Origin of the sequence: Delftia acidovorans SPH-1, from assembly GCF_000018665.1 — a bacterium.
Lineage (GTDB): Bacteria > Pseudomonadota > Gammaproteobacteria > Burkholderiales > Burkholderiaceae_C > Comamonas > Comamonas acidovorans.
In genome coordinates, this window is record NC_010002.1 from 3,885,385 (window position 1) to 3,897,976 (window position 12,592).

Consider the following 12,592-nt stretch of genomic DNA (forward strand, 5'->3'; position numbering starts at 1 on the left):
GATCAGAGTTCGTAGTCGTGCACGTGGCCGCTCATGGCGCGCATGATCAGATCGCGCGTCAGGCGGTCGCTGAGCAGTTCGGCGAAGCGGTAGACGAAGTTGCGCAGATAGGCGCCGCGCTTGATGGCCACGCGCGCCACGCTCTGGCCGAACAGATGGCCCATGGGGCGGACCACGAGGTCGTTGACCGGATCGTCGCGCATGGCCATCTCGGCCACGATGCCGATGCCCAGGCCCAGGCGCACGTAGGTCTTGATCACGTCGGAGTCAATGGCCTCCAGCACGATGCGCGGACGCAGCCGACGCGTGGCGAAGGCCTGGTCGATCTTGCCGCGCCCGGTGAACGAGGGGTGGTAGGTGATCAGCGACTCATGGGCGATGTCGTCCAGCGTGATGCGCTCTTTCTGTGCCAGCGGATGGCCTGTGGGCATGACCAGCACGTGCTGCCATTCGTAGCAGGGCAGGGTGACGAGATCGGGGTAGTCGGCCAGGGACTCGGTGGCCATGCCGATGTCGGCGATTTCGTCGATGACCATGCGCGCCACCTCGGCCGGCGTGGCCTGGTGCAGGCTGATGGTGACCTTGGGATACAGGTCGCGCAGCCGTGCCACGGCGGGCGGCAGCACGTAGCGGGCCTGGGTGTGGGTGGTGGCAATCGACAGCGTGCCGCTGTCCTGGGCGCTGTACTGCTCGCCGATGCGCTTGAGGTTGCCGATCTCGCGCATGATGAGTTCGATGCTCTTGAGCACCTCCAGGCCGGGCTCGGTGATGCGCTTGAGGCGCTTGCCGTGGCGCGCGAAGATGTCGATGCCCAGCTCCTCCTCCAGCTCGATGATGGCCTTGGAGACGCCGGGCTGCGAGGTGTGCAGGGCCTTGGCCGCCTCGGTGAGGTTGAGGTTGCGGCGCGCCGCTTCTTGGACGAATCGGAATTGGTGCAGGTTCATGGCGGTGACAGCTGGGTGCAGCGCGCCATTATGCTGCATTTATATAAAGAAGCGATTCGTTATTTCAGCTTCCTGACCTTCCGGAAGGCTCCATGGCCGCCAACGCCAGCTCTGCCAGCAGGGCCGTGACACGTGGATGCTCGCCCACGGCCGGCTCCAGTTCCACGGCCACCTGTGGGTAGGTGTGGCGGATCTCCTGCACCAGCTTCGGGATGTCCTCACGCGCATGCTTGCCCGTGCCCAGGAACAGGGGCAGCACGGTGATGTGCGTGGCGCCCGCCTCGACCAGCCCGCGCGCGGCGGTGGGCAGGTCGGGCGCACAGGCTTCCAGGTAGGCGCATGCAGCCAGGCCGTGGGGCCGCGTTTGCCGGACGGCGCCGAGCACGGCCTCGATGGGCTGGCGCCACAGGGCGTCGCGGGAGCCGTGGGCCAGCAGGATCAGGCCGGCAATGCCGGCCGCTGTTGTGTCGTTTTGCATGGCAACGGATCTAGCGGCGCAGCACCAGCCAGGTGAACGCGGTCAATGAAAGAAGGCTGTAGAGCAGGCCCGGCGCCGCAGCGGTCAGCCAGGGCGACCAGGTCTGCAGCGTGCCGATGTAGCCGAACACGTTGTTCAGCAGGAAGAAGCTGATGCCGGCCATCACGCCGCCGAACACATAGGCCGCGATGCCGCCCGAGCGGAAATGCAGATAGGCAAAGGGCAGGGCCAGCACCACCATCACCAGGCAACTCATGGGGTAGAAGACCTTGCGCCAGAACTCGATCTCGTACTTCTGCGCGGCCTGGCCGTTGGCCTCCAGGTGGCGCACGTACTGGAACAGCGAAATGGTGGACATGCGGTCGGGCTTGAGCAGCGCGGCCGAGACCATTTCGGCGCTGATGCCGGTCTTCCAGACCAGGCTGTCCTCCTTCTCGCGCAGCAGCACCATGCCTGCGTCGGCCTTGGCCTTCAGGCGGCTGGCCTCAACGCCCTGGAGCGTCCAGGATTCGCCATCCTCGCTGACCTGCGCCGCCTGCGCATGGATCTGGGCCGAGATGCGTCCCTGGCCGTCAAAGTCGAAGATGCGCACATTGGAGAAATCACCGGGCCCGCGGATGGCGCGCACGTTGATGGCGATGGAGTGATCGCCCTGGCGTTCCTTGAGCCAGGCACCCGTGGCGCCGCGCGACAGCTGGGCCAGGTGGATGGCGCGGATGTTCTGGCCCGCGTTCTCGGCCGCCGGCGCCAGGTAGTCGCCCGTGCCGAAGGTGGCCAGCACAAAACCCAGGCCCAGCACCATCAGCGTGCGCAGCGCCAGCCAGGGGCCCATGCCGCTGGTGCGCATGATGGTGAATTCCGAGCTCTGGGCAAAGCGCGCCATCACGTAGATGGTGCCGATCAGCACGGTGATGGGCATCAGCTCATACAAGTGGCTGGGGATGCGCAGCACCACGAAGAGCAGGGCGTGCGTGATCTGGTAGCCGTTGTCGCCGCCGCGCCCGACCCAGCGCAGCTCATCGACCAGATCGAAGAAGAAGAACAGCGCCAGGAAGGCCAGCGTCACATAGCCGACGGCCGCGATGATGTCGCGGTACAGCAGGTTTCTCAGAACTCTCATCAGGGCACCGCCTTTGCGTCATCCAGGGCAGTCGGCTTGCAGGGCCTGCGCCACAGGTCGCGCGGCGACCAGCGCTTGTGCCGTGCCAGCAGCACCAGCAGTGCCAGCAGCAATGTTCCTCCGTGCAGCAGGGCCGTCATGGCGGGCATGCTCAGCTTGCCCGAGGCCACCCAGTTCTCGCCCAGCGTCATCAGGTTGTAGTACACGATGAAGGCGAACAGCGCGAGCATGAGGCTGCCGCTGCCGCCAGCACGCGGGTTCACGCTGGCCACGGCCAGGCCCAGGATCACGAAGTTCAGCGCCGCCAGCGGCAGGCCTATGCGCCAGCCCAGCTCGGCGCGGTAGATGGGTTCGGTGCGCGGCAGCAGCTCATGCGTGTACGTGCTGCGCGCGGCCATTTCCTCGGCGGCGGCCAGATTGCTGCCGCTGCCGAGTTGCGTGCCGTATTCCTTGAACTCGCTGATCTTCACCGAGCCGTCGCTGGTCTGCGTTTCCATGCGCTGGCCGTCGGTCAGCACGGCCATGCGCTCGCCCTTGATCACTTCCAGCCGCGCCCCGCGCGCCGAGGTCACGGACTCGCGCCCGCGCTCATTGGCCACGATGAACACATTGTTGGCAGCGGTGGCGCTGGGCACGTCCTTGTCGATGAAGAACACGCGCGAGCCGCCGGCAGACTCCTGGAACTCGCCGGGGGCGATGCGGTCGATGTCGCTGCGCTGCTCGAACTGGGTCTTGATCTGCTCGATCTGCTGATTGGCCCAGGGCAGAATGCCCAGGCCCAGCACGGCGATCACGGCCAGCACCGGCCAGGCAAAGCGCAGCAGCGGGCGCAGGAGGCTGGCCAGCCCCTGGCCTGCGGCGAACCAGATCACCATCTCGCTGTCGCGGTACATGCGCGACAGCGAGCCGACCACGGCCACGAAAAGCCCCAGGCCCAAAATCGTGGGCAACTGGCCAAGCACCGTATAGCCCATGACCAGCAGAACGTCGGAAGGGCTGACATTGCCCTTGTAAGCCTGGCCCAGCGTGCGGATCAGCATCATGGTCATGACGACCGTGATCAGCACCACGACCGTGGCACCGAAGCTGCGGGCCAGCTCTTTGCGTATGGATGAATCGAATAACATTGGCTGAAAGGAAAACGCCGATTATGAACTTTGAACTGAAGCCGTTGACGACTGCCGCAGCAGTACGTGAAAAGTGTGACCTGTTGTTGGTGCTGGTGACCGAAGCCACGGTCACGGGCAGCGACGCGCTGTCCACCCTGGTCGCACACGCGGTCAAGGCCGGAGATTTCGAAACGGCAGCCGGCAAGCAGCTGGCACTGTACGGCCTGCCTGCCGTCGCTGCACGCCGCGTCGTGCTGCTGGGCGCGGGCAACGGCTCGGCACGGGAAGTGCGCCAGGCCGTGGCCGGCGCAGGTGCCGCGCTCAAGGCGACCGGTGTTGGCAAGGCCTTGCTGTGCTTTGGCTTCGATGCGGCAGGTCCTGCCGTTGCTGCCGCCGTTCTGTCGGCGGCCGATGCCTGCTACAGCTATACCCACACCAAGCCGCAGGCCAAGCCCGTGGCGCTCAAGAAGCTGGTGATTGCCGCAGCCGTCAAGGCGGGCGACAAGAATGGCGTTGCCGACGCTTTCAAGACCGCCGTGGCCCAGGCCGAAGGCATGACCCTGGCACGCGAATGGGCCAATCGCCCCGCCAACCACGCCACGCCCACCTTGCTGGCTGACGCGGCCCGCGCCCTGGCCAAGCTGCCCGGCATCAGCTGCAAGATCCACGGCCCCGCCGAAGTCGCCAAGCTCGGCATGGGCGCTTTCATGGCCGTGGCCCAGGGATCGGAGCAGCCGCTGCGCTTCATCGAACTGCACTACAACGGCGGCGCCAAGGGCGCCGCGCCCGTGGTGCTGGTCGGCAAGGGCATCACTTTCGATACCGGCGGCATCTCGCTCAAGCCTGCCGCTGAAATGGACGAGATGAAGTTCGACATGGGCGGCGCCGCCAGCGTGCTGGGCGTGTTCCATGCGCTGGCCCGGCTGCAGCCGGCCGTCAATGTCGTCGGCCTCATTCCAGCGTCCGAGAACATGCCCGGCGGCGCTGCCGTCAAGCCGGGCGACGTGGTCACCAGCATGAGCGGCCAGACCATAGAGATCCTCAACACCGATGCCGAAGGCCGCCTCGTGCTCTGCGATGCGCTGACCTACGCCGCCCGCTTCAAGCCCCGCGCCATGGTGGACATCGCCACGCTGACCGGCGCCTGCGTCATCGCCCTGGGCGGGCTGCGCAGCGGCATGTTCTCGCCCAGCGACGAACTGGCCCGCGCGCTGGAGCAGGCCGGCGATGCGGCACTGGATCCCTGCTGGCGCATGCCGCTGGACGAGGAGTACGGCGAAGGCCTCAAGAGCAATTTCGCCGACATGGGCAATGTGGCTGGCCGCGCGGGTGGCGCAGTCACGGCAGCCAAGTTCCTGCAGCGCTTTGTGGGCGACATTCCCTGGGCGCACCTGGACATCGCCGGCACGGCCTGGAAGAGCGGCGCCGCCAAGGGCGGTACAGGCCGCCCCGTGGGCCTGCTGCTGCACTATCTGCTGGCCGGCATCGATGCTGGCAAGGCGCAGGCCAAGGCTGCTGCATCCCATAAAGCTGCTGCACCCAAGAAACCTGTGCCACCCAAGGCAGGACCTGCCAGCCGCCGCAAGGCTGCAGTTGCCGCTCAGCCGGAGCAGGCATGAGCGCATCGTCCCCGTCGGCCCGGGCCTGTTTGAAGGGAGCATCGCTTGACTGAAGTGGCCTTCCATTTCAACGCGCCCGACAAGCTGGCCTATGTCTGCCGCCTGGCGCGCAAGGCACTCAGGCACCGCACGCAACTGGTGGTGCTGGGGTCGCCACCGCTGCTCAAGGCCTTGTCGCCCAGGCTGTGGAGTGTCTCGCCCACCGACTTCCTGGCCCATGCCGGAGAAGGCGATGGGGCAGACATCATGGCCTTCTCGCCCATCGTTTTGCTGGAGCGGCTGGACGGCGCGCCGCACCACGACATGCTGGTCAACCTGGGCGGCGAAGTGCCCGAAGGGTTCGAGCGCTTTGCGCGTGTCGTCGAAGTGGTTTCCGCCACCGACGAGGAAGACCGCCACCTGGCCCGGCAGCGCTGGAAGCACTATGCGGCCCAGGGTATTTCCATCAAGCGCCATGACCTGGTGCTCAAGGAGTAAGCCATGAGCGCTCCTCCCTCCAAAACCCCACCGCGCTTTGTTCCCACGCTCACCGATGTCGTTGCGGTGGATGCGGTGCAGGCACCGGTTCAGGCGGTCGAGCCCCCGGCACCCCTGGCACACCCCGTGTCCGAACTGCCGCTGACGGACGAAGCGACGCCCTGGGCCAGCGAAGGCATGCTGGCGCCTCGGCGTGGCGTGGTCGCCCTGCCTGCGTCCCTGCCGCCGCTGCCGCAGGACCTGGAGCCCCAGCGGCCCATGGTCACCGAGCAGGCTGCACCCGAGGAAATCCCGACACCTGCAATGCAGCCCGTGCTCTCGGACTATCAGCCGCCCAGCGCCCCGTCCGTGGAAATGCAATTGGCCCAGGAAAGCCGTCTGGCCGAAATGGCTGATGTGACTGATGCGGCGGATGTTGCAGGTGCGGCAGATGTGGCTGCAGCGGGCGACGTGGCACCGGTCGGGGAAGTGGTCCCTGCCGACCTGGTGGTCCCGGTGGTGCAGGCTGTCGTGGCAGAGGCGGCTGCCGCGCCGACGCCGGCTGCCCCCACCATGGAGTCCATCTGGGACAGCCATGCGCAGCAGGTCACCGAGGAATATCTGGTCCATCGCCTCATGCAGCGTGTGGACCTGGTGCTGGACCAGCGCCTGCGCGACGCCATTGCCACCGTGGTTCAGCAGCAGACTCGGTCCATCGTCGTGCGTCTGCGCGAGGAGGTGGAATCCGTCGTGCGCCAGGCCGTCTATGAGGCGGTGGCCGATGAATTGGCCTTTCGCGCCACGGCCGCACGTGGCGACTCCGGCCAGGGCGGCCGTTGAGTGCTGGGCAAGGGCGGGTGGCGCAAGCCCCCGCCTGATCCGGTCGTCAGCCTGCGCGGGCCGGGCCTGAGAACACCTCGGGATTGAGGATGTTGCTGGGCTGCCCCGCAACGAAGTTCACCACATTGTCGAAGGCAGCGCGAAAGTACAGCTCATAGCTGTCCTGCTCCACGTAGCCGATGTGCGGCGTGCAGATGCAGTTCTCCAGTCGCAGCAGCGCATGGCCCTGGAGGATGGGCTCGCTCTCGAACACGTCCACGGCCGCCAGGCCCGGCCGGCCTCGGTTGAGCGCACCCAGCAGGGCATCGGCCTCCACCAGCTCCGCGCGCGAGGTGTTCACGAACAGGGCGGTCGGCTTCATGCGTGCCAGATCCTGCGCCGTGACGATGCCGCGTGTGGCCTCATGCAGGCGCAGATGCATGGACAGCACGTCGGATTCGGTAAAGAAAGCCTCGCGCGAGTCCGCCGCCGCAAAGCCATCGGCCTGCGCCTTCTGGCGCGAGCTTTCGCTGCCCCAGACCAGAACCTGCATGCCGAAGGCATGGCCGTAGTGCGCGACCAGCCGTCCAATGCGGCCGTAGCCCCAGATGCCCAGCGTGCGCCCGTGCAACACGCTGCCCAGTCCGAAATTCGCAGGCATGGACGCAGCCTTGAAGCCCGATTGCTGCCATGCGCCGTGCTTGAGGTTGGCGATGTACTGCGGCAGCCGCCGCGTGGCCGCCATGATCAGCGCCCAGGTCAGCTCTGCCGGCGCAATGGGCGAGCCCACGCCCTCGGCAATCGCAACGCCCTGGTCGGTACAGGCCTGCACATCGATATGGGCGCCGGCCTTGCCGGTCTGCGCGATCAGCTTCAGGCGCGGAAGTTTTTCCAGCAGCTGCCGGCTGATCTGCGTGCGCTCGCGGGTCAGCACGATGATGTCCGCATCGCGCAACCGCACCGACAACTGGCCAACGCCCTTGACGGTATTGGTGAAGACCTTGGCGTTGAAGGGCTCCAGCAGACGAGCACAGTCCAGCTTGCGCACGGCGTCCTGGTAGTCGTCAAGAATGATGATGTTCATTGCCTGTGAATCCGTCATAAGCCTTTGATTTATCTCTGGTTTGCCGCGCAAGATGTTGTCGGCAAATGATTTATTCCATTCCTGCGCTTACCTTTGTGCTTCATCTGCACTTGCCTGGACTCGTCTGCACTTCACCGCTCGGTATAGGTTTTTGTGTAGGTTTTTCCGGCACTCAAGGTGTAGCTTCAGATGTTCTTTGACGCACGTTCAGCCAAGACCCTAAAGCAGGGCGAACACATTGTCGTACAAGGTTGCCCAGGCTTGAGGCTCGAAGCGACGGCCAGCACGAAATCTTGGACCTATCGTTACAGAAGCTTGGCGGATTCGGCAAAGCTCAAGCAGGTCAAGCTCGGCCAATGGCCAGCCATGTCGCCAGCTCAGGCTGCAGCCGAATGGCAGGCAGCACGGGACCTGCGTGAGCAGGGAAGAGATCCGGCGGATGAGCGAAAGCTGGCGCGCAAGGCATTGGCGCAACCGGTTGCACAGGTTTACACACTGACCATGCTGGTTGACGACCATGCCGCCCGGTATCTCTTGGTCAACCGGGAGCCAAGGGCGCGCGCAACATCGAGCAGCGTCTGCGCAATGCGATCTCGGGACGGGAGTCGACATCCGTGGCCGAGGTGAGGCGCTCTTTTGTCTACGACGTCATTGAAGGTCTGGCCGACCGCCCCGTCTTGGCCAAGTCCGTGAAGACGGAGATGGCAGCTGCATGGCGCGTGGGGCTGGAGTCAGGGCGAATTCCGGATGGCATGCCCAACTGGTGGGCGGAACGCACGTCCCACAAACTGCGCAGCAAAGGCGCAGTGCGCGAGGGCAAAGACAAGGGCACCAGCAAGCGCGTGCTGAGCGGCGCGGAGATCAAGATGCTGATCGGCGGCGAGCTGTCGATGTTCAGCCAGCAGGTTCAGGATTTCCTGACGCTGCAGCTGTGGACATGCACGCGAGGCGGGGAGATCTGCCAGATGCAGAAGAAGCAGTTGTCGGAGGAGGGGGGTGTGCTTTGGTGGACCGTGCCCAAGGAGGCAATGAAGATTCGGCACGTTGAGGTTGCGCATGACCTGCGTGTGCCTTTGTTCGGTCGTGCCGAGCAGATCGTGCGTCGTCTGCTGGCGAATGAGGGGCAATGGCTGTTCCCGAGCATCGGGCGCGATGGTGTGCTGAAAGGACAGACCCAGGCCTACATGCAGACCAAGGTGCACTATCTGCAGCCCTACAGCAAGACGAAGCCCGAGCACCGGCGGGCGCGGCTGACCGTGACGCATTGGTCACCGCATGATCTTCGGCGGACGGGGCGCACCATCCTTGCGTCGATGGGCTGTCCGCATGAGGTTGGAGAGGCGATCCTTGGCCACGTCCTCCCTGGCGTGGCGGGCGACTACAACCTCTACCGGTACGACGCCGAGCGCGGCCAATGGCTGGCGGCGCTCGATGCGAAGTTGGAGGAGTTCATCGGGGCTTAGGGGCGCCGGTGTTCTCCGGTGGCAGCAGCTCGGATGCCGGCCGCCGGGCGGACCAGTCATCGAGCTCGGCGCGCAGCCAGCCAACGCGCCTGGCAGACAGCTGGCGTGGCTGGGGTATCTGGCGCTCACGCACCAGTTGTTCGAAGGAACTGACGCTCAGCGCCACGTAGGCTGCGGCATGCTCGCGGCCGAGCACGGCAGGTGCAAAGTTCAGGGTGATGCTTTTGGACATGGTTGGCCTCAAAGAATATGGCCAGCGGGTGCTGGTCATTTAGGACGGACCGCGCTGGGCGGGCCAGGTTGGAAAGATCAGGCGGCCCGGCGCAGTTGCCAGCCCGTGGCCTCGGGAGAGTTGAGCGAGACGATTTGCCGCATAGGCAGCGGGCTCACGGAGTTGCCGACTCTGGACCGTTTTCGTCAGAGGCTTGCCGGAGCCGGTCCGGTCGGCCAGGGGGAAAGTCCTGAGCGTTGTAGAGTTCACGCGGCACCAGCATGCGCAGCGTGATGTCCACGATCACCCAGGGCTCGCCCTTGAGCCACACGGTCACGAGCGCCAGGTGGTACTGGATCAGGGCATGGTGCTCGGCCCCGGCCCCGGCCGTGACGGTGGGCACAGGCTCGCGAATGTCGCTGCCTACGCTGTTCCTGCGCAGCGTGCACAGGGGCGCGGCGATCAGCTGCTGCTGGCTGCCGCTGGTGGTCATTGGAAAGAGCCGGCGCCCGGATGGGCACGCCTGGGGAGTCAGGGAGGGTTGGAGATAGTCCCCCAGGGCCCGGCTGGAAAGTGGTGGTGAAGGTCGATGAAGCCGGGTCAGAACCCACTCCAATGGTAGAGATGCCGAAATGGCTCCAGCTCCATCGCGGCGGCTTCCGGGGGGCAGGGCGCCTGCGTGATGGCGTGTTGAATCAGGCCAAAGCAGCGTCTGCAGAAATTGGGTAATTTATGTTGAGTTTTGGTCTAGAGGGCGCTAGATAACTCCGGCCGTATAAAATACCAGACTTATTTGTCTTAAGATGTTTGCATAAATCCTCGACAGAGTTTGTATTAAAAATTGCTCTGCTGTTTATATGATAAAAATATCATCTGTCGCATTAATGCTTTGCACAGCATCGCTGGTAGCGGTTGCTTCTCCACAGAATGGTCCTACGCTTTCGATTCATTTTGAATACAATCCAGAGGAATATGCCGATGTTCGTGATCTGCAGAAGCAGTTGGTCAAAGCACTGAAGAGATCTGGGGCTGGAGAATTGGATGAGCCAGAGCTCCATGCTGACGGTAATGATGGGTATTTTGATATAAGAGGCAGGGATGCAGAAAAACTTTACAGGATTGTTCGACCAATATTGAAATCTTCTCCATTAATGAAAGGTGCAGAAGTCACAAAAATGAATTCAGAAGGGAAAACCAAATCTACGATTCGCTGAATTGAATCACTGGGGGTAAAACCTGGCACCTGTGCCTGTTGCTTTTCAAGGTGCTTGGACTCGATGTGACTGCCAATCCGCTCGCTCGGGCTTTGCAGGGCGCGCCAGCTCCACCAACTCGCGCAGGCAGTCGGTTTGCTTTCGCATCTGGGCCAGCTCTCGGCCAGCACCGGCTGCGCAGCGGGCTGCCCTGCGGCGAAGTCTTCGCCCAGGGTCTGGGCCAGGCGGTGAACGATCTCGGCGTTGAGGCTGCGGTTGGACGAGCCCGCCAGCTTGCTGAGGCACGCATGCATATCGACGGGGATGCGCCTTGCACTGCGTCGTCGGTGCCGTGTCTGCAGGCTCGGTATCGGCTTCATCGTCGCCGGCCAACTGCCGGTCGGGAGCAATATCCAGTGCGGCAGCCAGCTTGCGGAGGATATGCAGACGAGGCTGGTTCTTGTCGGCTTCGTACCGCGAGATCTGAGCGGGCGCTATGCCGCTGCTCGCGGCTAGGTCCGACTGGCTCAGCCCTTTTGCGACCCGGGCGCGAATCAGGCGCGCCCCGAAGGTGTTCGCCATCCCCATCACAACGCCAGGCGCCGCTCCAGGTCCTGCAGTTCGGTCCGCACCAGCCGCAGCACGTGGGTCAGCGCGTCGATCTGGGAGACCAACGGCGCGGAATTCGCCTTCTGGTTGCCTTGGGCGCAATCGCCGTCTGTCTGCCCTGCAGCCGGGCCGAGCACCGGCGCCAAACGCTTGCCCAGGCGCCGCAGCGTGGCCTGCACCTGCCCGACCTGTTCCTTGGCGCCGGCCATGGCGGTTGCTGTCGCGCTCTGGGCAGCTTTGGGGGTGAAGTCTGCGAGGGCGCCCATTCCTTTCGGCACGCTGTCCTGCTGGCCGATTTGGGGCGCGGTGCCCCACGCAATGGCTATCTTGTCCAGGGTGTGATTCACGGTGGTATCTGCTATGGCGGTGGCCGCTGCGGGCCGGGAATGAAAAAGGCCCGCGAGCAAGTGCTGCGGGCTTTTGGAGGAAAGTGCCGATGCCGTGAAGGCGTGCCTGGGAATTAAATGTACGGTCCCAGGAAGTCATGGTGCATTCTTCAGCCTGAAACAGGAGAAAGCACTATTGCAATCCGCCTGCATGGCAGCGCCCGCTCAACGCCGCGTATCCGCGCAGAACTCCAGCTAGCGACCGGCTCCCATCGGTCCTTGGCCAAGCTCTACGGCATCAATCCCAAGACCGTGGCCAAGTGGCGTGCGCGCACCTCGGTGCTCGACGAGCCCATGGGTCCTCGGGACAGAGCAAGCCGGCATCTTTCTCAAGATGCAAGAACATCTGGCAATTGCGTTACGCAAGCAAGGGCATTTGTCGCTGGACGATCTCATGGGACAGCTCCTGGAGACAGCACCCAAGCTCAGCCGCAGCGCCTTGCATCGATGCCTGCAGCGTCACGGAATCAGCCGACAACCCGTAACGCACCTGCCACGAAGGCACGGAAAGTTTGAAGAAACGACGCTGGGCTTCGTGCACATCGACAGCGCCGAAATGAAGATCTCCAGCGGCAAACAGCACATGTTTGTCGCCATAGACCGCGTCACAAAATTCACGCATGTCGCGTTCTTTGACAGGGCCACGAAAGCCAATGCAGCACAGTTCCTTCGGCAGGTGCTTATAGCCTTTCCGTACCGCATACATACCGTTCTGACGGACAACGGCATGGCCTTTACGGGACAAGAACGCTTCAGAGGCGGCATCACCGACACATGCATCGGTCACATCTTTGAACGCATCTGCAAGTTCAATGGCGTCGATAAAAGGCACACCAAGCCATATCACCCCTGGACGAACGGCATGGTCGAGCGCATGAACCGGACCACCAAGGAATCCACGATCAAGGCCTACGAGTACGAGGGGCTGGAGCAGCTACGGGAGCATGTCCAGGCCTTCATACAAAGCTACAACTTCGGCAAGCACTTGAAGGCGCTCAGGTGGAAGACACCATTGCGGGCGATTTGCGAGGCATGGGAAAAAGATCCAAGCCGCTTTAGACTTCATCCGCACCATCTCACTGTGGGACTGAACATCTTAGT

At 63.9% G+C, this 12,592-nt stretch carries 15 protein-coding genes and 1 pseudogene; 7 read left to right on the top strand and 9 right to left on the bottom strand.

Translation table 11 applies throughout. From position 1 onward, the window contains the following. Positions 1-2 precede the first annotated feature (2 nt). From DACI_RS17825 to lptF, 4 genes are all read right to left on the bottom strand, one after another. Positions 3-944, bottom strand: coding sequence for a CysB family HTH-type transcriptional regulator (locus tag DACI_RS17825; protein ID WP_034398475.1), 942 nt, complete (start codon positions 942-944; stop codon positions 3-5). 64 nt (positions 945-1,008) lie between these two features. Further along, on the bottom strand, positions 1,009-1,422 hold the full coding sequence (locus tag DACI_RS17830; RefSeq protein WP_012205372.1) for a sirohydrochlorin chelatase: 414 nt from the start codon (positions 1,420-1,422) through the stop codon (positions 1,009-1,011). A 10-nt stretch (positions 1,423-1,432) separates the two neighbouring features. Further along, the gene (lptG, locus tag DACI_RS17835; protein ID WP_012205373.1) at positions 1,433-2,542 is read right to left on the bottom strand and encodes an LPS export ABC transporter permease LptG; all 1,110 of its coding nucleotides are present in this window, start codon (positions 2,540-2,542) and stop codon (positions 1,433-1,435) included. Next, complete coding sequence (gene lptF / locus DACI_RS17840; protein WP_012205374.1) at positions 2,542-3,669, bottom strand: LPS export ABC transporter permease LptF; 1,128 nt, start codon at positions 3,667-3,669, stop codon at positions 2,542-2,544. The genes lptG and lptF overlap by 1 nt, the downstream gene beginning before the upstream one ends. A 23-nt stretch (positions 3,670-3,692) precedes the next feature. Here lptF and DACI_RS17845 point away from each other — a divergent pair, with 23 nt between their 5' ends. The 3 genes from DACI_RS17845 to DACI_RS17855 are packed head-to-tail and all read left to right on the top strand — an operon-like array spanning position 3,693 to position 6,566. Beyond that, a complete protein-coding gene (locus tag DACI_RS17845; RefSeq protein WP_012205375.1) occupies positions 3,693-5,270 on the top strand; it encodes a leucyl aminopeptidase in 1,578 nt (525 codons plus the stop codon). 45 nt (positions 5,271-5,315) lie between these two features. Next, the gene (locus tag DACI_RS17850; protein ID WP_012205376.1) at positions 5,316-5,747 is read left to right on the top strand and encodes a DNA polymerase III subunit chi; all 432 of its coding nucleotides are present in this window, start codon (positions 5,316-5,318) and stop codon (positions 5,745-5,747) included. 3 nt (positions 5,748-5,750) lie between these two features. Next, the gene (locus tag DACI_RS17855; RefSeq protein WP_043781875.1) at positions 5,751-6,566 is read left to right on the top strand and encodes a hypothetical protein; all 816 of its coding nucleotides are present in this window, start codon (positions 5,751-5,753) and stop codon (positions 6,564-6,566) included. A 46-nt stretch (positions 6,567-6,612) separates the two neighbouring features. Here the strand turns inward: DACI_RS17855 and DACI_RS17860 are convergent, their stop codons facing one another. Then, a complete protein-coding gene (locus tag DACI_RS17860) occupies positions 6,613-7,629 on the bottom strand; it encodes a D-2-hydroxyacid dehydrogenase family protein (RefSeq protein ID WP_043781876.1) in 1,017 nt (338 codons plus the stop codon). A gap of 189 nt (positions 7,630-7,818) precedes the next feature. Between DACI_RS17860 and DACI_RS32560 the strand changes: the two genes are divergently transcribed. Both DACI_RS32560 and DACI_RS17865 read left to right on the top strand, forming a co-directional pair. Then, a complete protein-coding gene (locus DACI_RS32560) occupies positions 7,819-8,256 on the top strand; it encodes an integrase arm-type DNA-binding domain-containing protein (protein WP_225970946.1) in 438 nt (145 codons plus the stop codon). After that, positions 8,244-9,092, top strand: a complete 849-nt coding sequence (locus tag DACI_RS17865; RefSeq protein WP_225970947.1) for a tyrosine-type recombinase/integrase — start codon at positions 8,244-8,246, stop codon at positions 9,090-9,092. Before DACI_RS32560 ends, DACI_RS17865 begins: the two co-directional genes overlap by 13 nt. Here the strand turns inward: DACI_RS17865 and DACI_RS17870 are convergent. Then, entirely contained in the window at positions 9,079-9,324 is a 246-nt protein-coding gene (locus tag DACI_RS17870; protein WP_012205378.1) for a helix-turn-helix transcriptional regulator, read from the bottom strand. The two genes, DACI_RS17865 and DACI_RS17870, sit on opposite strands and share 14 nt — an antisense overlap. 154 nt (positions 9,325-9,478) lie before the next feature. Continuing rightward, positions 9,479-9,796, bottom strand: coding sequence for a hypothetical protein (locus tag DACI_RS17875; protein WP_012205379.1), 318 nt, complete (start codon positions 9,794-9,796; stop codon positions 9,479-9,481). Positions 9,797-10,160: 364 nt separating this feature from the next. On the opposite strand from DACI_RS17875, the gene DACI_RS31395 reads away from it, so the two are divergent. Next, the gene (locus DACI_RS31395) at positions 10,161-10,517 is read left to right on the top strand and encodes a hypothetical protein (protein ID WP_012205380.1); all 357 of its coding nucleotides are present in this window, start codon (positions 10,161-10,163) and stop codon (positions 10,515-10,517) included. Positions 10,518-10,562: 45 nt separating this feature from the next. Here the strand turns inward: DACI_RS31395 and DACI_RS32815 are convergent, their stop codons facing one another. Beyond that, a complete protein-coding gene (locus tag DACI_RS32815; RefSeq protein WP_373784222.1) occupies positions 10,563-11,084 on the bottom strand; it encodes a helix-turn-helix domain-containing protein in 522 nt (173 codons plus the stop codon). Beyond that, a complete protein-coding gene (locus tag DACI_RS32400; protein WP_043781882.1) occupies positions 11,084-11,452 on the bottom strand; it encodes a hypothetical protein in 369 nt (122 codons plus the stop codon). The genes DACI_RS32815 and DACI_RS32400 overlap by 1 nt, the downstream gene beginning before the upstream one ends. Positions 11,453-11,626: 174 nt before the next feature. On the opposite strand from DACI_RS32400, the pseudogene DACI_RS17890 reads away from it, so the two are divergent. Next, positions 11,627-12,578: pseudogene (locus tag DACI_RS17890) on the top strand (IS481 family transposase); the annotation flags it as partial. Positions 12,579-12,592: the final 14 nt, after the last annotated feature.